This is a genomic window from Cellulomonas sp. C5510, from assembly GCF_019797765.1.
In the GTDB taxonomy this organism is placed as follows: domain Bacteria; phylum Actinomycetota; class Actinomycetes; order Actinomycetales; family Cellulomonadaceae; genus Cellulomonas.
Genome location: NZ_CP081862.1, coordinates 1,483,019 through 1,502,913, shown reverse-complemented (window position 1 = coordinate 1,502,913; position 19,895 = coordinate 1,483,019). Strand labels below are relative to the sequence as shown.

General features: G+C 76.2%; 17 protein-coding genes, 1 tRNA gene and 1 riboswitch. Of the genes, 9 read left to right on the top strand and 9 right to left on the bottom strand.

Going from position 1 to position 19,895, the window contains the following annotated elements; genetic code table 11:
* Positions 1-95: 95 nt before the first annotated feature.
* A complete protein-coding gene (locus K5O09_RS06855) occupies positions 96-1,574 on the top strand; it encodes a CehA/McbA family metallohydrolase (protein WP_222172024.1) in 1,479 nt (492 codons plus the stop codon).
* A 20-nt stretch (positions 1,575-1,594) separates the two neighbouring features.
* Here K5O09_RS06855 and K5O09_RS06850 read toward each other — a convergent pair whose 3' ends face one another.
* Together K5O09_RS06850 and def are read right to left on the bottom strand one after the other, a co-directional pair.
* A complete protein-coding gene (locus K5O09_RS06850; protein WP_222172023.1) occupies positions 1,595-2,092 on the bottom strand; it encodes a DUF3145 domain-containing protein in 498 nt (165 codons plus the stop codon).
* A 148-nt stretch (positions 2,093-2,240) separates the two neighbouring features.
* Positions 2,241-2,726: a peptide deformylase gene (def, locus tag K5O09_RS06845; RefSeq protein WP_222172022.1), complete on the bottom strand. Its 486-nt coding sequence runs from the start codon at positions 2,724-2,726 to the stop codon at positions 2,241-2,243.
* 137 nt (positions 2,727-2,863) lie between these two features.
* Here def and K5O09_RS06840 point away from each other — a divergent pair, with 137 nt between their 5' ends.
* From K5O09_RS06840 to K5O09_RS06830, 3 genes are read left to right on the top strand one after another with little or no spacing between them, the layout of a single operon-like run.
* The gene (locus K5O09_RS06840; protein WP_255596179.1) at positions 2,864-3,724 is read left to right on the top strand and encodes an AAA family ATPase; all 861 of its coding nucleotides are present in this window, start codon (positions 2,864-2,866) and stop codon (positions 3,722-3,724) included.
* Between the two features lie 16 nt (positions 3,725-3,740).
* Positions 3,741-5,906 carry a YhgE/Pip domain-containing protein gene (locus tag K5O09_RS06835; RefSeq protein WP_222172021.1) on the top strand — a complete coding sequence of 722 codons (2,166 nt, stop codon included), beginning with the start codon at positions 3,741-3,743 and terminating at the stop codon, positions 5,904-5,906.
* A gap of 13 nt (positions 5,907-5,919) precedes the next feature.
* Positions 5,920-6,531, top strand: coding sequence for a TetR/AcrR family transcriptional regulator (locus K5O09_RS06830; RefSeq protein WP_222172020.1), 612 nt, complete (start codon positions 5,920-5,922; stop codon positions 6,529-6,531).
* 135 nt (positions 6,532-6,666) lie between these two features.
* Here K5O09_RS06830 and K5O09_RS06825 read toward each other — a convergent pair whose 3' ends face one another.
* The 5 genes from K5O09_RS06825 to K5O09_RS06805 form a co-directional block, all read right to left on the bottom strand.
* On the bottom strand, positions 6,667-6,891 hold the full coding sequence (locus K5O09_RS06825) for a BldC family transcriptional regulator (protein ID WP_222172019.1): 225 nt from the start codon (positions 6,889-6,891) through the stop codon (positions 6,667-6,669).
* 16 nt (positions 6,892-6,907) lie between these two features.
* Positions 6,908-6,982: riboswitch (cyclic di-GMP riboswitch) on the bottom strand.
* 108 nt (positions 6,983-7,090) lie between these two features.
* Positions 7,091-7,795, bottom strand: coding sequence for a response regulator (locus tag K5O09_RS06820; RefSeq protein ID WP_222172018.1), 705 nt, complete (start codon positions 7,793-7,795; stop codon positions 7,091-7,093).
* The gene (locus tag K5O09_RS06815; protein WP_222172017.1) at positions 7,792-10,398 is read right to left on the bottom strand and encodes a DUF4118 domain-containing protein; all 2,607 of its coding nucleotides are present in this window, start codon (positions 10,396-10,398) and stop codon (positions 7,792-7,794) included. Before K5O09_RS06815 ends, K5O09_RS06820 begins: the two co-directional genes overlap by 4 nt.
* Positions 10,399-10,572: 174 nt before the next feature.
* The gene (locus K5O09_RS06810) at positions 10,573-13,161 is read right to left on the bottom strand and encodes a hypothetical protein (protein ID WP_222172016.1); all 2,589 of its coding nucleotides are present in this window, start codon (positions 13,159-13,161) and stop codon (positions 10,573-10,575) included.
* 162 nt (positions 13,162-13,323) lie between these two features.
* The gene (locus tag K5O09_RS06805; protein ID WP_222172015.1) at positions 13,324-14,346 is read right to left on the bottom strand and encodes a hypothetical protein; all 1,023 of its coding nucleotides are present in this window, start codon (positions 14,344-14,346) and stop codon (positions 13,324-13,326) included.
* 562 nt (positions 14,347-14,908) lie between these two features.
* Here K5O09_RS06805 and K5O09_RS06800 point away from each other — a divergent pair.
* The 5 genes from K5O09_RS06800 (at position 14,909) to K5O09_RS06780 (ending at position 19,164) form a co-directional block, all read left to right on the top strand.
* Positions 14,909-15,550 (top strand): hypothetical protein, encoded by a 642-nt coding sequence (locus tag K5O09_RS06800; protein WP_222172014.1) that lies wholly within the window; start codon positions 14,909-14,911, stop codon positions 15,548-15,550.
* Positions 15,551-15,628: 78 nt separating this feature from the next.
* Positions 15,629-16,312, top strand: coding sequence for a hypothetical protein (locus K5O09_RS06795; protein WP_222172013.1), 684 nt, complete (start codon positions 15,629-15,631; stop codon positions 16,310-16,312).
* 103 nt (positions 16,313-16,415) lie between these two features.
* Positions 16,416-17,870, top strand: a complete 1,455-nt coding sequence (locus K5O09_RS06790) for a hypothetical protein (RefSeq protein ID WP_222172012.1) — start codon at positions 16,416-16,418, stop codon at positions 17,868-17,870.
* Positions 17,867-18,577 (top strand): hypothetical protein, encoded by a 711-nt coding sequence (locus K5O09_RS06785; RefSeq protein ID WP_222172011.1) that lies wholly within the window; start codon positions 17,867-17,869, stop codon positions 18,575-18,577. The genes K5O09_RS06790 and K5O09_RS06785 overlap by 4 nt, the downstream gene beginning before the upstream one ends.
* Entirely contained in the window at positions 18,574-19,164 is a 591-nt protein-coding gene (locus K5O09_RS06780) for a signal peptidase I (RefSeq protein ID WP_222172010.1), read from the top strand. The genes K5O09_RS06785 and K5O09_RS06780 overlap by 4 nt, the downstream gene beginning before the upstream one ends.
* Positions 19,165-19,231: 67 nt before the next feature.
* Here the strand turns inward: K5O09_RS06780 and K5O09_RS06775 are convergent.
* Positions 19,232-19,304, bottom strand: a tRNA-Asn gene (locus tag K5O09_RS06775).
* Positions 19,305-19,358: 54 nt separating this feature from the next.
* Positions 19,359-19,862, bottom strand: coding sequence for a hypothetical protein (locus K5O09_RS06770; protein WP_255596309.1), 504 nt, complete (start codon positions 19,860-19,862; stop codon positions 19,359-19,361).
* Positions 19,863-19,895 lie beyond the last annotated feature (33 nt).

The following is a 19,895-nucleotide window of genomic DNA, read 5'->3' as shown; positions in this document are numbered from 1 at the left end:
TTGAAACCGAACGGATCGGCGAGGACCTCCGACGCTAAGCACGGTTCCTGCGAACCGCCTGGGAACCGGCCCGGAGGCTGGCTAGTGTCGACCGCGTGCCGACGTTGACCATCCTGACGGGCGGCCCCGCGCGCGTCACCGTGCGCGCGGACGACGGCACCTGGTGCCGGCCCGCCGGGGCCGTGCGGGACCGCACCGCCTCCGACAGCCCCGAAGTCCTGGGCATGGACCGGCCCGGCGACGGCTCGGCCGTCCGACCCGGATACGTGGAGCACGCCCTCGTGGACGGGACCGCCGAGGTCGTCGTGCCGCGCGGCGGGTGCACGGTCGTCGTCGAGCGCGGGCCCGAGCACCGGCGGGTCGAGCGCCGGGTGGACGTCGGGCCCGCCGGCGCCCGGGTCACCGCCGTGCCGGAACGGTGGTCCGACCTGGCGGCCGAGGGCTGGTGGTCCGGCGACCTGCACGTGCACCGCCCGCTCGCGGACGCCGCCGCGATCCTGCGCGCCGAGGACCTGCACCTGGGGGCGTTCGTGACGGCGTGGACCGGGCGGGAGACCGCGTCACCGCGCCGGGAGGAGCGGGCGCAGGTGCACGACCAGCGCCCACGCGCCGCCCTCACCGTGGACGGCGACCGCCACGCCGTCGCCCCGGTCACCGAGGACGAGCGGGGCGGCGGCGCGTGGCTGCTGCACGGCGTGGAGGTGGCCGACCTCCCGCCGACGGAGGCGTGGTGGTCGCCGCCCGGTCGCGGCATCGTGGACCGGGCCCGGGCGCAGGGCGCCTGGTTCGACTGCGAGAAGCTCACGTGGTGGGAGACGCCCGTCATGGTCGCGACCGGCGCGCCCGACTCGGTCGGCGTGCTGAGCAACCACTACCTGCCGGGCGGCGTCGTCGCGAACGAGGCGTGGGGCCGGCCGCGCGACCGGTCCGTGTGGCCGGGGACGGCGGGCGCGTGGCGCTACCAGCTCCACCTGTACTACCGGTACCTGTCGTGCGGGCTTCGCCTGCCGGCGTCGGCGGGTTCGGCGTCGGGCGCGCTCCCGGCCCCACCGGGCTACGACCGCGTCTACGTGCAGGCGCCCGGCCCGTTCACCGTCGACGCGTTCTACGCCGGCCTGCGCGCGGGGCGCTCGGTGGTGACGAACGGGCCCCTGCTGACGCTCCTCGTCGACGACGCGGGCCCGGGCGGCACGGTGGCGGCGCGGCGCACCCCGGTCCGGGTGGTGGCACGAGGCGCGACACCGGTGGACGGCGTCGAGCTCGTGGTCGACGGCCGCGTCGTGGCCGGAGGCCGCGGGCCCCTGCTCGAGACCACGCTCGACCTGCGGCGCGCGGGCTGGGTCGCCGCGCGTGCCTTCTCGCCCGATCCCGTCACGGTCCGGCTCGCGCACACCGGCCCGGTGCACGTCGCCGGACCCGGGTCACCCGACGCGGCCACCCACCGCGGGTTCTTCGCCCGCTGGGTGGCCGATCTGACGTCCGCCGCGCGCAGCGACCGGCACCGCTTCCCCACACCGGCGGCGCGGGAGGAGACGCTCGACCTCTACCACCGTGCGGCCCGGTACTGGGCCTGACGGCCGTCGGCGTGGGCGGCTCAGCCCACGCGGTGCAGCCAGCGCACCGGCGCACCCGCGCCGGCGTACCGGAACGGCTCCAGCTCGTCGTCCCACGACTGCCCGAGGGCCAGCGCGAGCTCCTCGCGCAGCAGCCGCGCGTCGCCCTGGTCCAGCGCCGCGCGGATGCGGTCCTCCGGGACGACGACGTTGCCGTGCACGTCGGTCTGCGCGTGGAAGATGCCGAGCTCGGGCGTGTGGCTCCAGCGGGCTCCGTCGCTGCCGTGGCTGGCGTCCTCGGTCACCTCGTAGCGCAGGTGGGTCCAGCCGCGCAGCGCCGAGGCCAGGCGCGCACCCGTTCCCTGCGCGCCCTGCCACGAGTGCTCGGCGCGGAACATGCCCGGCGCAGCCGGCTGCTCCGTCCAGTCCATGGACACACGCGAACCCAGCACGTTGCCCGCCGCCCACTCGAGGTGCGGGCAGAGCGCGCGCGGCGCTGAGTGCACGAAAAGAACACCGCGGGTGATCGCACCTGCCATGTCATCCCTCCCGGATCGGCTCGAGGTTCGTCTTCCCCAACGACCTCGTCCCGCCGGTGACGCACGGTTCGGTGCACGGCTCTCGCGGCGTGCAGGGCCCAGCATGCCCGATGCGGGCCGTCCGCACCAGCGTCCGGCCCGCGTGGTGTCACAGCGTCTCGCGGATCGCCCGCATGGCCTTCTTCCGCACGGACCGGTCGAGCCGGTCGATGTACAGGTGGCCGTCCAGGTGGTCGACCTCGTGCTGGAGGCAGCGCGCCATGAGCTCGACGCCCTCGACGACGACCTCCTTGCCGTCGAGGTCCGTCCCGACCACCCGTGCGTACCAGGCGCGTCGCGTCGGGAACCACAGGTCCGGCACGGACAGGCAGCCCTCGTCGCCGTCCTGGAAGTCCTCGGAGAGCTCGACGATCGTCGGGTTGAGCACGTAGCCGAGCTCGTCGTCGATGTTCCAGGAGAACGCGCGCAGGCCGACGCCGATCTGGTTGGCCGCGAGCCCGGCGCGCCCGTCGTGGTCGACCGTCTCGAGCAGGTCCTCGACCAGGCCCTTCACCCGGGCGTCGATCGTGGTCACCGGGTCGCACGGGGTGCGCAGCACCGGGTCGCCCACCACGCGGATCTCTCTCATCGCCATGCCCGCGATTCTTCCACGACCGCGGTGTGATCCGCGGAACAGGCGTCGGCCATGACACGGGTCCCACATCGTCCTATCTTTGAACTGACCGGTCAGTGCAAACGACACCGACCGCGGCACGACCGACCGGAGGACCCGTGACCACCCCGCACGACCACCCGCAGCGCGCATCCGGTGCACCGCGACACCACCGCACGACGACGACGTCGCCGCTGCCGACGACCGCGCCCACCGCTGCGCCCGCACCGACCTCCACCGCGACCGTCGCGGACGCGTCCCCGGGCGCGGACCCCGCCCCCACCGTGCTCGCGGTGCACGCCGAGCAGCTGCGGCTGCACGGGCGGCGCGGCGTCGTCTACGGGCCGGTCGACCTCGAGGTGCCCACGGGGACGCTGGCCGTGGTGCAGGGCCCCCAGGGCGGCGGCCGTTCCAGCCTGCTGCTCACGCTGGCCGGGCGGATGGTGCCCGACGACGGCTCCCGGCTGACCGTGCTCGGCGAACCGCTCCCCCGCCGCCGGACGGCCGTGCAGCGGCGTGCCGCGCTCGCGGGCTTCGCCGGCATCGACGACCTGGACGAGTCGGTCTCCGTCGGGGACGTCGTCCGCGAGCGCCTCGCCTGGCTCAGCCCGTGGTACCGGCGGACGCCGCGCGTCGACCAGGGCACCTTCGCGCGTCTCGCCGGCCCGGTGTTCGGCGAGCGGCCGCTGCCGCGCACCAGCACCCTCGTGTGGGACCTCGACGAGGTCGACGCGATGCTGCTGCGGGTCGCCCTCGCGACCGCCCAGCACCCGGACCTCCTCGTCGTGGACGACGTGGACCAGGTGCACGACTCCCGGCGCCGGCAGACCGTGTGGACCCGCCTCGAGGCGCTCGCCGCCGCCGGCACCACCGTCGTCGCGTCGGTCGCCAGCCTCGACGAGGTCGCCCGCATGCAGTGGGCCACCCTCCCCCAGCAGATCACCCTCGCCACCGGGCCCCACGCGGTGCCCGCCGCCTGAAGCAGGACGTCACCCCATGCTCTCGTTCACCTCCACCGGCACCGAGCTGCGCCGGTTCCGCCGCGGGCTGCTGCCCCGCCTCGCCGTCGGCGCGATGGTCCTCGTGCCGCTGCTCTACGGCGCCCTGTACCTCTGGGCGTTCTGGGACCCGACCGGCAACCTCGACCGCCTACCGGTCGCGCTGGTGGACGCCGACGAGGGGTCGACCCTCGGGGACGAGCCGCTGCACGCCGGTGCGCAGGTCACCGACGAGCTGCTCGACTCGGACGACCTGGACTGGCGGGTCACCGACGCCGACGCGGCCGCCGCCGGGGTCGCCGACGGCACCTACTACTTCGCCGTGACGATCCCGTCGGACTTCTCCGCGGACATCGCGTCCGCCGGGGGCGACGACCCGACCGACGCGCGCATCGAGGTCACGTACAACGACGCGAACTCGTTCCTCGCCTCGACGCTCGGCCGCACCGCCATGGCGCAGGTGCAGTCCGCGGTGTCGTCCTCCATCGGCGAGCAGGCGGTCGACCGGGTCCTCGTCGGGCTCGGGTCCGCCCGCGACGGGTTCGCGACCGCCGCCGACGGCGCCCTGACGCTGCGTGCGGCCAGCGGCGACCTGTCCAGCGGCGCGCACCAGGTGGCCGACGGCGCCGCCTCCGCCGCCGACGGCGCCTCCCGCCTCGCCGACGGCTCGCAGACGCTCGCCGCCGGGACGGACTCGCTGGCCGGCGGCGCGACGCAGCTCGCGTCCGGCGCCGCCACCCTGTCGGACGGGGCGGGGCGGACCGCCACCGGCGCGGCCTCGCTCGCGGACGGCGCGGGCCGGCTCGCGCAGGGCGCGCAGGACGCGGTCAGCTCGACCGTCCCGCTCGTGGACGGGGCGGAGGCCGTCAGCGCCGGCGTCGACGAGCTCGCCGCGTCGACCCGGACGAACGCCGCCGCGTCGCAGACGCTCACAGCCGCGCTCCGGACCCTCCAGGCCTCGCTCACCACCGTCGCCCAGCAGAACGCCCAGGCCGGCGACCTGGCCACCGCCGGCGGGATCCAGCAGGCGCTGACCACGCTGGGCACCACCGTCGAGGGCCTGCACCTGCCGACGGCCGCGGAGCAGCAGGCCGCGCTGGGCCGCCTCCCGGCGCTCGAGCAGGGCGCGCGCGACCTCAGCGCCGGGGCCGCCGACCTGCACGCGGGCCTCGGCACGCTCGCCGGCAAGGCGGGCGAGCTCGCCTCGGGCGCCTCCCAGGTCGCCGACGGCACCCAGCAGGTCGCGGCCGGGGCCTCCCAGCTCGCGGACGGCGCGGGCACGCTGTCCGGCGGCGCCACGCAGCTCCGGAGCGGGTCGCACGACCTGGCCGACGGCGCCGCGGAGCTCGCCGGCGGGACCACCACGCTCGCCCAGGGGGCCGGTCAGGTCGCCGACGGCACCGACCAGGTCGGCGACGGCGCGCAGCAGCTCGCCGACGGCCTGGAGGACGGCGCCGCGCAGATCCCCGACGACTCCGACGCCACGCGCGCCGACCGGGCCGAGGTGCTGGCCTCGCCGGTCGCGCTGGACTCCTCGGACGTGGCCCGCGCGGAGGGGTTCGGCGAGGGCTTCGCACCGTTCTTCATCCCCCTCGCGCTGTTCGTCGGCGCGCTCATCACCTGGCTGCTGCTGCGGCCGGTGCCCACGCGCGCCCTCGGGACTCCCGCGGCCGGGTGGCGCACCGCGGCCGCGGGGTTCCTGCCGGCGCTCGCCATCGGCGTCGCCCAGGTCGCGGTCATGCTCGGCGTGATCCACTGGGGCGTCGGCCTCCAGCTCGACACCGCGGTGGGCACGATCGCGTTCACCCTGCTCGTCGCCGCGACGTTCCTCGCCCTGCAGCAGATGCTCATGGCGGTGCTCGGCCCGGCCGCCGGCAAGGTCGCGGTGCTGGCCCTGCTCATGCTGCAGCTCGCCTCGTCCGGCGGCACGTACCCGGTCGAGACCACGCCGGCGTTCTTCCGGGCCATCCACCCGCTGCTGCCCATGAGCTACGCGGTGACCGGGCTGCGCCAGACGATCACCGGCGGGGCCGACGGCCGGCTGTGGCTGTCCGTCGCGGTGCTGGGGGCCGTGCTCGTCGGGTCGCTCGCGATCACCTCGTGGCGCGCCGGGCGGCTGCGGACGTGGACGCTCGCCCGCCTGCACCCCGCGCTGTCGATCTGACAGGCTGGGCACCATGAGCACCGCGCCCGGCCCGGCCGACCCCCGCCCGTCGGCCGGGCCGCGGCGCGTCGACGACCCGCGCCGCGGCACCCGCGACGCCATCATCGACTCGACGGTCGCCCTCATCGCCGACCGCGGGTTCTCCGCCACGTCGGTCGACGACATCGCCGCGCACGCCGGCGTCGCCAAGGGCAGCGTCTACTACAACTTCGGGTCCAAGGCCGCGCTCTTCGAGGCGGTCATCGTCGAGGGCGTCGAGCGCCTCACCGCCGACCTGCGCGGCGCCGCCGAGGGCCGCACGGGCCGCGACGCCGTCGGCGCGCTGGTCCACGAGCTGCTCGCGCAGATCCAGGCGCACCCCGACTTCGCCAAGCTGCTGGTCGCCGAGGTGTTCCGCACGGGCCGGGACTGGCAGGACGCCGTCCGGCAGGTGCGCGACCGGTCGTTCGCGGTGTTCGCGGAGGTCGTGGCCGCGTCCTGGCCGCACCGTGACCCGTCGATGACCGCGGCGGCCATGTTCGGCGCGACGCTCGTCGCGGGGCTGGAGTGGCTGGCGTTCCAGCCCGAGCGCACGGTCACGGACGTCCGGCGGGCCGTGCTGGCGACGCTGCTCGACCCGCTCTAGGGCGCGGCCGCGGGACGCGGGGCCAGGCCCCCGGTGCCGGAAGGTGGAGGAGCCGGCTGCACCGGCACCGGCACCGACACGGACGGGCCCCCGAGCTGCTGCTCGGGGGCCCGTCGGCGTGTCAGGGGTGGCGGCTCAGAAGCGGCCGGCCTGCTGCGGCACCGCGCCCAGCAGCTCCATCACCTCGGACTCGAGGAAGCGGCGGTGGCCGCCGAGGGTGCGGACGGCGGACAGCTTGCCCGCCTGCGCCCAGCGCGTGACCGTCTTCGGGTCCACGCGGAACATCACCGCGACCTCACCCGGCGTCAGCAGGGAGGACGTCGCCTGCGTGGGGAGCTGGGTCTCGAGGGGGTACGTCATGATGACTCCTTGTCGGTTCGGTAGCCCGGCTGACCCGAAGGGTCCCGTGGCTTTGCGTCCCTGCCTCGCAGCAGGTTTGCCGTTGTCGCTCAACGGGCAGAACTATACAGAAACCGGACAGATCGGCAAGTACCGCCCGAGTTCGGACAGTCGCCGCAGGTCACGCACGGGTGCGTTCACATGCTGGATGCCCCGCAGGTCAGGCCGACCCGCCCGAGGGGTCGAACCGGTACCCCATCCCGGGCTCCGTCAGCAGGTACCGCGGGGCGGACGGGTCCGGCTCCAGCTTCTTGCGCAGCTGCGACAGGTACAGCCGCAGGTACCCGGTGTCCGTGACGTGCTCCGAGCCCCAGATCTCGCGCAGCAGCGACTGCCGCGTCACGAGCCGCCCGGCGTTGCGCACCAGGATCTCCAGGATCCGCCACTCCGTCGGCGTCAGCCGCACCGGCTCCGGCGGGCTGCCGTCCCGGGTGGCGGTCGTCGCGGTCAGGTCGATCGTCACGGGCCCCAGGCGGACGAGCGGCTCCGCGTCGGCGCCCGGAGCGGCCGTCGCCCGCCGCGTGAGGGCGCGGATGCGGGCCAGCAGCTCGTCGACACCGAACGGCTTCGTCACGTAGTCGTCGGCGCCCGCATCCAGGGCCTCGACCTTGTCGGCCGACCCCGTGCGGCCCGACAGCACGAGGATCGGCGCGCTCGTCCAGCCCCGCAGCCCGGCGATCACCTCCACCCCGTCCAACCGGGGCATGCCGAGGTCCAGCAGGTACAGATCCGGCTTGTGCTCGATGGCCTGGTTGAGCGCGCTCGTGCCGTCCGTGGCCGTGAGGATCTCGTAGCCCCGGGCGCGCAGCGTGATGCGCAGCGCGCGCAGGATCTGCGGGTCGTCGTCGGCGATGAGGATCTTCACGCGGTGCCCTCCTGCGCGGTACGGGCGTCGAGCGCGGCAGCCTGCCGCAGCGCGATCACCATGGTCAGTCCGCCACCGGGCGTGTCCTCCGGGACGAGCGTGCCGCCCATCCCCTCGGCGAACCCCCGCGACAGCGCGAGGCCGAGCCCCAGCCCGGTGGTGTTGTCGGTGTCACCCAGGCGCTGGAAGGGCACGAACAGGTCGGCCCTCCGGTCGGCCGGCACGCCCGGCCCGTGGTCGACGACCCGGACCTCGACCCGGTCGGCGAACGCGCTGGTCTGCACCCGGACCGGCGTTCCCCGCGGGCTGACGTGCACGGCGTTCGCCAGCACGTTCACCAGCACCCGGCGCAGCAGCGCCGGATCCGCCGACACCGCGGGCAGCGCAGGGTCCAGCTCGAGGTGCACCGCCTCGGGGCCCAGGGCGAGCTCGTCGAGCGCGGCCAGCACCACGTCGTCCACGTCCGTCGGCCGGCACTCCACGCCCAGCGCGCCCGCCTGCAGCCGGCTCGCGTCCAGCAGGTCCGTCACCAGGCCCGTCAACGTCGCCAGGCTCTCCTCCGCCGTCGCCAGCAGCTCGTCCCGGTCCGCGGGTGACCAGTCGACGTCACGCGCGCGCAGGCTGCCGACCGCGGTGGTCGCCGCGGTCAGCGGACGGCGCAGGTCGTGGCTGACGGCCGAGAGCAGGGCGCTGCGCACCTGGTCCGTCTCGCGGAGCGGGCCGATCGCGTCAGCCGTGCGGCTCAGACGCTGGTGCTCCAGGGCCGCGGCGATCTGCGTGACGACGACACCGAGCAGGCGGTTGCCCGCGCCGTCGACGTCGGGGACGACGGCATTGGTGCGACCCGGTACCGCGGAGCCGCTGCGGGCGGGCACGTCCGCGGCACGCGCCGCGCCGGGGTCGAGCGCCCCACCCGGGTCGAGGTCCAGCACCGTGTGGTCGTCCACCGCCAGGTGCGGCGACCCGGGACGCACCGTCCCGGACTGCGCGAGCACGTCCTCCCCGGACCGCAGCCGGACCCCGGCCAGCCCGAACGCCTCCTGCGCGCGCTCGACGAGCGCCCGCAGGGTGTCCTGCCCCCGCAGCACGCCCCCGGCGACGGTCGCGAGCAGCTCGGACTCCGCGCGGGCCCGCTGCGCGACGCGGGTCCGGCGCGCCGCGAGGTCCACCACCGCGCTGACCATGACGCCGTTCGCGACGTAGAGCACCAGCGCGATCGCGTGCACCGGCTCGCTGACCGTGATCGTGTGCGTCGGTTCGACGAACAGGTAGTTGAGCGTCAACCCGGACAGCAGCGCGGTGAACAGCGCCGGCCACAGCCCGCCGACCAGCGCCGTCACCACGACCAGCAGCTGGTAGGCCAGGACGTCGCTCGCCAGAGACGCGTCGCTGCGGCCCGCGACGAGCCCGACCGTCAGCAGCGGTCCGAGCACCACCGACACGGCGAAGCCGAGCGCGCGGCGGCGCGCCGTCAGGGCCCCCGAGAACGCGCCGGCCACACGCGGCAGCGGCAGGCGCCGACCGGCTGCGGCGTGGTTGACGAGGTGCACGTCGATCGCGCCGGCGCGCCGGATCACCGTCGAGCCGGTCCCGGGACCGGTGAGCGCCGCCTTGAGCCAGCTCCGGCGGCTCAGCCCGATGACGAGCTGGGTGGCGTCGTTCGCGCGGGCGAACTGGACGAGCGCGGTCGCGACGTCCTCGCCGACCACCTGGTGGAACGTCCCACCGAGCTGCTCGGTGAGCGCGGCCTGCTCCGCGAGCGCGCCGGGGTCCCCGTCCCGGAGCCCGGTCTGCGCGCTGACGTGCACGGCCAGCAGCTCCCCGCCGGCGGACCGCGCGGCGATCCGAGCGCCGCGCCGCAGCAGCGTCTCGCCCTCCGGGCCGCCGGTCAGCGCGACGACGACCCGCTCGCGCGCTTCCCACGGCGCGTCGATCGCGTGCTCGGCGCGGTACGTGCGCAGGGCCGAGTCGACCTCGTCGGCCAGCCACAGCAGTGCGAGCTCCCGCAGGGCCGTGAGATTGCCGAGCCGGAAGTAGTTCGACAGCGCCGCGTCGACCCTCTCGGCGGGGTACACGTTGCCTTCGGCCAGGCGGTCGCGCAGGGACTGCGGGGCGAGGTCCACGAGCTCGACGTCGTCCGCGGCCCGCAGCACCGCGTCCGGGACGGTCTCCCGCTGCGGGACGCCCGTGATGGTGCGCACCACGTCGTTGAGGGACTCGATGTGCTGGATGTTGACGGTGGTCACGACGTGGATCCCGGCGGCGAGCAGCTCGGAGACGTCCTGCCAGCGCTTGGCGTGGCGCGACCCGGGAGCGTTGGTGTGCGCGAGCTCGTCGACGAGTGCCACCTGCGGGCGGCGGGCCAGCACGGCGTCCAGGTCCATCTCGGACAGCCGCACGCCCCGGTGCTCGACGACGGTGCGCGGCACGACCTCGAGGCCACCGAGCAGGCCGGCCGTGGCAGCCCGCCCGTGCGTCTCGACGACCGCCACGACGACGTCCTTGCCGTCGGCGCGCATGTCGTGACCGGCCTCGAGCATCGCGTACGTCTTGCCGACGCCCGGGGCAGCGCCCAGCAGGACCCGCAACCGTCCCCGCGCCATCCGTCCGTCCTCCGGTCCTGCGCGCCGAGGGCGGGTGCGCGCCACGTGGCCGCGCGGGGCGCCCAGGTCCCCGCGGGGATCGTAGTCGCGTGACCGGTCGGAGGAGGCGGCAGGGGGCGTCGCGGTCACCGGCCGGCCCCTCGCAGGACAGCGGCGGGGCCGGCCGGACCGTCGTCAGGTCGCCGCGTCGACCGCGCGCCGGACGCGCGACCGGTGCACGAGCGCGAGCACCCCGCCCGCCACCAGCAGCAGCGCCGCGACACCCGAGGTCGCCAGGTCCGCCCCGGTCACGGCGAGCGGCGGAGGGCCGGCCGCGCCGGGCGCGGGCGGAGCTGCCGGCGTGGAGGTGGGGGTCGGCGCCGTGACGGTCAGCGTCTCGGACTCCTCACCGCACCGCCCGGCGGACAGCTCGGTCCCGTCGGGCGCCGTCGTGCGCTCCACGAACCCGTACGTGCCCGGTCCGGTCGTCCGGTAGCGGCCCGTCCGGTACTCGCCCGCCCCGTCGGACAGCGGCACCGTGGTCGTCCACACCGGGTCCCGGCACACGAGGTCGTCCCCCGGCCGCGCGTGGAAGAGGTCGACGGTCGTCAGCGCACCGTCCGGCACCGTCCCGGTCACCGTGAGGACGTCCCACACCTCGGTCCCGGCGGCCGGAGCCTCGTCCTCGGCGCGCGCGGTCGTCCGGACGGTCAGGTCCTCGGTGACCGTCGTCGTCTCCGCCGGAGCCCCGCACTCCCCGCGGTCCAGCCGGGTGCCGTCGGCGCGGACCAGCGTCTCGACCCAGTGGACGAGCCCCGGCCGCGCGGGCGCCGGCGCCTCACCCGAGTCGTAGTACCCCGCGCCACGGACCTCCACCGCCTCCGACGTCCACAGCAGCGTGCTCGCGTCGCAGACCGGGGCGGCTCCCGGGTCCTGCGGTCCGTACGCCTCGAACACGAGGTGGTCTCCGGGTGCGGTGGTGCCCGTCACCAGGGCGGTGTCGCGCATCATCCCTCCGGCGACCGCCGAGTCCTGGGCCCGCGTGACCGCCTGCGGGGGAACGACGACCTCCGGGTCCCCGGGGACGTAGAACACCTCACGCAGGTCGTCGAACGCGCTCACGAACGGCGCCACCCGGGAGTCGCCCGCGAACGCGTACACGAACACGAAGTAGTCGCCTCCCGGGTGGGTCGCCGTGGTCGGTGCGACGATCGGCCGGGCCGGGTCGTACCCCACGTCGTAGCGGCCGTCGACCGCCGCCACCGTGCCCTGCCAGTGCACCGGAGCGCCCACCGGGACCTCGGGCCCGTCGGGAAGCGCCGGCAGCGGCCCGTAGACGGTGACCGTCGCCTCGCCGAGGTCGGCACCCCACGGGCCGAGGCCGCCGAACGCGCCGTGGTCGGCGGGGTACCCCGAGACGGTGATCCGGTCGAACGCCCGGCCGCCCGGGGCCACGTTGAACTCGCGCGTCTGCGACTCGTGGCGCAGGTCGAACAGGTTCACGGCGGTCTCGGCCGCCTCGAAGAACGGCGCCCGGAAGTCCTCGCGGACGTGCTTCGCGAACTGGCCGGCGTCAGCCTTCCGGATCGTGACGACCGCCGTGTAGAAGCCGGCGCGGGTCGCCCTGACGCTCCCCGGTGTCGTCACCGTGCCCGGGCCGTCCGCGACGACCCGCACCGTCCCCGCCACGGGCGCACCCGCCGGGGGCTCGGCGGACTGCGGGAGCGGTGCGTCGAAGGGGCCGTACCAGGTCACCTCGGCGGGGACGTCCACGGGATCGCCGTCGACCTCCACCCACCAGTCCCCCGGCGCCGCGCTGAACGCGACGCGGTCCACGAGCGCGTCCCCGTCCGCCACGAGGGCGTCCTGGACCGTCGTGGTCGCCCGCGGCCGGAAGTCGTCGACCACGGGGAACGACGGCCCCGGCGCGACCACCTGCCGGGGGTCGCTCCCGGGGCGGTTGCCGTAGGTGAGCTGGTCCTGCCGGTCGCCCGCCAGGTCGAGGACCGTGATCGTCGTGCGCCACAGGTCTGCGAACTCGACGCGGTAGCCGACGTCGCCGGTGCCGGTCGCGGTCCACGCGAGCGTGACCGGGTCGGCGGTCGTGGTTCCCTCGTACGTCCGCGTCCCGCTCGCGTCGAGCACCGCAGGACCGCTCAGGGTGACCGTGAACGGTGCGCCGACGACAGGCTGCCCGGACGCCGACCGCAGGGCGATGCCGGTGATCGAGCCGGTGCGCCGGCCCCCGCCGGTCGCGGCGCCCGCATCGCCGGCGAACGGTCCGGCCGACGCCGCGGCCTCGGCCAGCAGCGCATCCGCCCGGTCCTTGACCTGCTGCGGCGTCGCCGCCGCGATGAGGGCACGAGCCGCTACCGCGTCGCCCCCCGCGAGGACGCCCGGCCGCTCGTGGCGCTGGTGCGCGGCGTACCCGATCGCCGCCTGTGTCAGGTCGTCGGCGTCGAACCGGTGCCGGGCCAGGAGCGCGGCGAGCACCGGGTCGTCGACGTGGTCGGTGCCCACCGGCACGTCGGCCGGGCCGGAGGCGAGGACGCGGCCCTGCAGGCAGTAGCCGTGCTCGTCCGAGACGGCCGTGCCCTCGAGCGGACCGAGACGGACAGGTCCGTGTCCGTCGGGGTGGATGACGATGCCGTGCGCCGGGACGGCGGCGGATGCCGCGGGAGGGACCGCCACGGTGGCGGCCGCGGCCAGCGCGGTGACGGCGAGGACGGCGCCGAGCAGCGCGGACGGCCGTCTCGGGGCGTGCCAGGATGGGCGTGCTTGCATGTCAGGTCTCCAGAAGAGCTGTCGAGCGGGCAGAGGGGTCCGGTGTGCCAGCACCGGGCCCCTCACGTACGGGGTCGGCGTTCGGGGATCAGGTCACGGCGCCTCCTCGCCGACGACGGCCCCCGACCCCGGACGCGCCCGGCCGGACGCGCCTGCGCCGCGTCAGCACTCCCACGACGCGCCGAACTCGTCGCCGCACCAGGCACCGCCCTCGGTCTCCACGACCGTCGTCCACCCCGGAGGCAGCTCGGGGGCGGCGCCGGAGAGCCCGGTCGGGGTGGTCGACGGCCCCGGGGACGCCGCGGACCCACCCGCGCCGCCGGCCGCCGGGCTCCCGCCGGGTCCGCGCCCGGGCGCAGATCTGGGACCGCTCCCGGTCGCACGGGCCGGGACCCGCGCCGCGCGCTCCGCCGCCTCGCGCTCCGCGGCACGACGGTCCTGCTCCGCCTGCCAGGCGCTCTCGGCCGTCCCGACCGCGGCTCGGGCCGCCGCGAGCCTGTCGACGTGCGAGCGCAGGACGGCGGTCTCCTCCCGCAGCACCGTCGCACGCGCCTCCGCCGCGTCGAGCACCGCCCGGGCACGTCCGCCGGTGCGCGGGGTGGGACGGGGGTCCAGCAGCCGCTCCGCGGACGCGCCGACGGCACGGGGACCCTGGGCGCCCGCCTGCCGCGCGGTGCCGGCCTCGTGGACCGCCGCCCGCAGGGCCGCTCGTGGGGCGTCGTCCAGCACCCTCCCCTCGGAGGCCACGAGCGCCGCCCCTGCCTCCGCGACGGCGGCGCCGAGGCTGGCGTGGACCGCCATGCGCTCGGCGGTCGCCGTGGCGAGCAGCCACCGGGCGTGCTCCTCCCGCACCACGGCGGTCGCGTCCGTCAGGGCCACGACGCGCGCACGCACGGCACCGGCCTGCCGCCCGGCCCGCTCCGCGCGCGCCTGGGGTGAGCCGTTCCCCGGCGGGTCCCACGTCGGTAGCCCGACCAGGAGCGCGCTCAGGTCGCGCCGCGCCCGCTGGTCGTTCACCCGCCCGGCCGACGCAGCGAGCGCCGCGCTGCCGTCACGTCGCGCGACGGTGAGCGAGGCAGCCGCCCGGTCGAGCTCCGCGAGGGCGGTCTCGACCCGGCGCGTCCGGACGACGTCCCAGCGCACGAGCACGACCGACGTGACGAGGGCCGCCGCGAGGAGGATCACCAGGGGCAGGAGGCCGCGGCGACGTCCCGACCGCGGCGACGACGCGCGGCGGTCCGGCGCAGTCCGGCAGGCGTCGCCCGGGTGGTCGACGTGGTCGACGTGGCCGGGGACGGCACGAGGGCCGGGAGAGTCCACGCGCCGGGACGGCACGGGGTGGGGTGCGCTCAAGGATCGCTCCGGTGTCGAGGTCGGGTGAGCGCGGCTGAGGTCCCGACAGTACCGACCGCCCCGGGTCCGTCCCAGCGCGGGCCTCCCGCCTGTGGACCACGGCGTCCCCGCACCGCACGGGAGGCGTGCCGCAGCCGTCCGGACGCGGGGCCGGGCCGTCCGCGGCAGCACCACGCAGTCCGGCACGGCACCACTGAGCACCCGCGCACGCCCCGCCCGGTCACCCCCGGCCCGGACGCCGGGCACCCCGCTGACCTGGGACGACGCGCTCAGCACCACGACACGGCCGACGACCTACCTACGCATGACGCGGGTCACACGGGGCCGCAGCGCCCCGGGAGGGCCTACTGGAGTCGACCCCGGAACGACCGGGACGGATCCCCAGGAGGACCCCATGACCGCACAGAGCACCGACGACCGCTCGCGCCGCCGCAAGGCCCTCGTGGCCTGGGGCGCCCTCGCAGGCGTCGCCGCCCTCGCGACCACCGCCGCGTTCACTGACGTGGCCCGTCTGCAGATCGGCAGCAACGGCCTCGGCGGCGCGGACAGCAGCTACAACATCCAGGTCGGTGCGACCGACGCCCAGGGACAGTTCGTCCCCGGGTGGCAGGAGGCGTCCGGCACGGCCGTGCCGATCGCGCTCGACGGCGCCGAGTCGCTGTTCCCGGGCTCCGGGCCGATCAGCGTCGACATCCCCGTCCGGAACGACTCCCCGACGTACCCGTCGACGCTCGCACTCGAGCTGGCGGACCTGCCCGGCGGCGGCGCGACCGACGCCGACTACCTGTCGAGCCTGCGGTTCGACGTGCACATGCCGTCCACCTCGCGCGAGGCGGAGGAGGTCAGCGCGACCCGCCTGACGTTCGGCGAGCTGTCCCACCTCGTCCTGAACCAGCTGGCGCCGGGCGAGGAGAGCAGCGTGACGCTCTCCGTCAGCCTGCTGACGCAGGCCGAGTCGGGCGCCGCGTTCGACGACAACTCCCTGTCCGGGAAGGGCGCCTACCTGCAGGCGTCGCTGAACGGCTCGTCCATCTGACACCCGCCCTCCGGCGGCCGGGGCGCCAGTCCCGGCCGCCGGTGCGGCCCCCGCACCCACGCCCCAGGAGGAGGACAGATGCGCACCACGGCCCGTCGCCGCACCACGACCCCCGCGCTCTCCGACCCCTCCCGCCCGTCGCCCGCCACCGCACGTCCCGCCGGCCCCGCCCGGCACCGTGCACCCGGCCCCGCACGACGGCCCCGCCGCGCGCTGCTCGCTCTCGGCGGCCTCGCGGGCGTCGTCGTGCTGGCCACCGGGACGACCATCACGCACGCGGCGTTCACCGACACCGCGGAGGCCGACCTCGGCACCGTGGGCGGCGCGTACGACATCGCGCTCGTCGACGGCTCCGGCGCGACCGTGCAGGGCGACGACCACCCGCTCGTGGTGGACACCGTCGTGCCGGGCCCCGACGGGGCGACGGCGATCGAAGTGGACGTGGTGACCACGACCGCCGCGACCGGCACCGTGACGCTGACCGTCGAGAACGCCCGCACCGCCCCGCTGCCGACCGACCCGGGGGTTCCCGGTCCCGGTGCCGACCCGTACGACGTCGCCCGGTTCACCGTGTCGGTGGACGGCCAGGTCGTGGCGTCTGAGCCCGCCGACGGCCTCGGGCCCCTCACGCTCACCGGCTTCGAGACCGGCGTCCCCCGCCGTGTCCAGGTCGCCGCGACGCTCGACCCCGCGCTCGGCAACCCCTACTACTCCGGCCGGGCGATGGTCCTCGGCCTCCGGTTCGACGGGACGACCGGCTGACCTGCCGCCGCCGCGCACCCAGCGGCCGCACCGTCCCGCGCACGGCCCCACGCACCACCCCGGCCCACACGCCCGACCGCCCCGCACGCCCGAAGGAGGACCCGTGACCCACCGCCGCATCCGCCGCGCCCTGGCCGCCGTCGCCGGTCTCGCCGTCGTCGTGCCCGCCGTCGCCGTCGGCACCACCACCGCTGCCTACACCGACCGCGCCGAGGCCGTCACCGAGGTGTTCCGGTCCCCGACGACCCGCTTCGTCCCGCAGCAGACGTTCCTCGCCGGCACCGCGACCGCGCTCCAGGACGACGGCACCGTCGCCGTCTGGGGCTACCGCGGCGGCGGCCTCGCCGGTACCGGCGTCGCGAGCGTCGACTCCGCGGCCCCCGTGAGCCTCGTGACCCTGCCCTCCGACGGGCACCCCGACGGCGCGCGCCGCGCGGTGAAGCTCGCCGGCGTGAGCCTGGACAACTACTTCGCCGCGGACGCCGCCTACACGGGCCTGGCCGCGCTCTCCGACGACGGCCGGGTGTACACGTGGGGCGGGAACCAGGCGGCGCACGTCATGGGCCGCACCGGCAGCGCCGTGCCGTTCACGAAGCCGGGGCAGGTCGCGATCCCGGGCACCGTGGTGGACCTGGTGTCCTCGGCGTCCGTGTTCATGGCGCTGACCTCGACGGGCGATCTGTACACCTGGGGCTACCCGCAGGGGCGCGGCGTGACCGGTCAGGGCTCCCTGACGGCGTCCTCGGCCGCGCCCGCCCGCATCCTCACCGGCGTGCACTCGATCGGCGCCGGCGTGTGGAACGGGTGGGCCGTCCGCGGCAACACCGTCCCCGGCGACCCGTCGACGGGCGTGCTGTGGTGGGGCTGGGCCAACGGCGCGGGGGCGTACGCCGGCTCGCCGTCGGGCGACGACGTCCGGGTCAGCCACGGGACCCCGACGCAGTCGGTCGCGCTGTCGCAGCACACCACCAGCGGCTGCGAGGCCGTCGGCGTGGTCGCCGGGTCGCCGCAGGACACGTGCGGCATCCGGTCGCTGACCGGGCACTACTACGGCAGCCAGGCCGTGCTGGCCGACGGCACCCTGCTCACGTGGGGCAACTACCTCGAGTGGGGCACCGCCAGGGCCGACGGCGGCGTGGTCGCCAACAACCGACCCACCGCCGTCACGCTGGCCCCCGGCGTCACCGCCGTGCAGGTCGCCGCGACCGAGGACTACGTGCTCGTCCGCGGCAGCGACAGCCTCGTGTACGTCTGGGGCCGGTACTCCTACGCCTGGGGCCCGCACCCGACGACCGGCGCGACCTCCGCGGCCAACATCCGCGTCCCCACCCGCATCAGCGCGCTCGGCCCCGTCGAGCACGTCGTGGGGTTCGGGTACTCCGGGGCGGCGCTGCGCGGCGACGGCACGATCGTGCTGTGGGGCGGCACCACCCAGGGCGGCAGCCACAACACGTTCCACCTGGTGCGGGACGGCTTCGCGTCCGCCCGGCCGACCACGGCCACGTCGCACGGCCTGACCGAGCTGGTCATGCCGGGCACCGAGCGGGCCGCCGCATGAGCCGCCACGTCGCCCCCCGCCGGCGGGACCTCCGCACCACCCGCCACGCGCGGTCCCGCCGGCGCACCAGCCTCGTCGCGCTCGTCGGCACGACGGTCGTCACGGCGGCCGTGCTCGGCACCACCGCGCTCACGGCCGCGTCGTACACCGACGAGGCGCACCTGGGCCTCGGGACGGCGGGCGTCGGCTCGGCCCAGCCGTTCGACGTCGTGCTGCTCGCGGCCGACGGGACGGTCCACCAGGCCGCCCCGGGGACGCCGCTGCCGCTGGACCTGCCCGATCACGACCAGCTCGTGCCCGGGCGCACCGTCGATGCGACGCTCCGGGTCGCGAACAACCACCCCGACATCGCCTCCGCGGTCTCCGCCACGCTCGCCGCGGAGCCCGTGCCGGGTACGCCGGACATCACCCCGTTCCTGCGGGTGACGGTGCTGGCCGAGGACGGGACCGTGCTGCTCGGCTCCGGCGCCGACCGGCCCCAGGACGGCGCCCGGCCGGGTACCCCCGCCGACCTCGGCACGCTCGCCCCCCGTGGCGCCGAGCCGCTGCCGGACGCCGGCGCGTGGCTCGACGCGGCGCCCGGCTCCGTCACCAGCCTGACCATCCGGGTGCACCTGCTGGACGACCCCGCCACCGAGGCCCTCAACGGGGCCCAGGCCCACCTGACCGCCCGTCTCGACGCCACGTCCACCGAGGAGGACGCGTGACCACCGCCGCCATCACCCCCGCCACCCTGCCGACCCGCCGTGCGCGGCGCGCGACCGCCGCGGACCGCCGCCCGGGCCTCGCCGCCCGACTGGCGGTGCGCGCCCAGCGCCTGCTGCTGAACGTCGCCGCCGTCGTCGGCGCGCTGAGCCTGCTCGCCGTCGCCGCCTGCCTCGCGCTCGGCGTCCGGCCCGCGGTCGTCGTCTCCGGCTCGATGGCCCCCGGCATCCCCGTGGGTGCCGTCACCCTCGCACGCTCCGTCCCCGCTGACTCGGTGGCCGTCGGCGACGTCGTCACCGTCCCCCGCACCGACGGCCGGGGCCTCGTCACCCACCGCGTCATCGAGACGACCCCCCTGGCCGGCGGCGTCGCCGGCGCCACCGAGCTGCGGCTGCAGGGCGACGCGAACACCGAGCCCGACGCCCAGCCGTACGCCGTCGCGGAGGTCGGGCAGGTGCTCGGGTCGGTGCCGCACGTCGGGTACGCGGTCGTCGCGCTGCAGGAGAACCTGGTGGCCGTCGTGGCCGGACTGCTCACGCTGACCGTGCTCGTGACGTTCCCGGCACGGGCGGCGGCGCGGCGCCGCTGACACGCCGACCCGCGTGCCCGTCGACGCAGAAGACCCCCGCCAGCGGCTCGCTGACGGGGGTCGGGTGCTCCCTCGACTGGACTCGAACCAGTAACCGTCCGATTAACAGTCGGATGCTCTGCCAATTGAGCTACGAGGGATCGCGCGGGAAGAACTCTAGCAGCCCGCCGGGGGTGGTCCGGCCACCGCGCGGCTCAGCCCCGCAGACCTGCCTCGGCCCGCACCCGGGCCTCCGCAGCCTCGAGCAGCGCCGCGACACCGGGGTCGTGCAGGTCGACGCGCCCGGTGCCGATGACCTGCGTGAACAGCTCGTCCCCGTCGCCCCGGCGCAACGCCACCCGCACGGGGCCGGCGCCCGGCACGGTGAGCGTCTCCACGTGGACCACCGAGGACTGCACACGCTCCCGGAACGTCTGCGCGAACGACACGGGCAGCGGCGGCGTCAGCTCCAGCTCCTCGACCGAGCCGGTCACCCAGTGCACCGTGATCGCGGCCGGCTCCGGCGCGAACGAGGCACGGTCCACGTCCGACCACGGGTGCCGCGCGACGTCCTGCGCCCCGAGCACGTGCAGCGCGCGACGCGTCGCCACCAGCCACCGGCCGCCCGATGCCTCCGCCCACGCCAGGACCTTGTCGCCGGGCGGCAGGTCCAGGGACCGGCGGACGTCGTCGGGGAGCGCGCGGCGGCGCGAGAACATCGGCACGGGCACACACCGTAGTCCGCGCCGCTG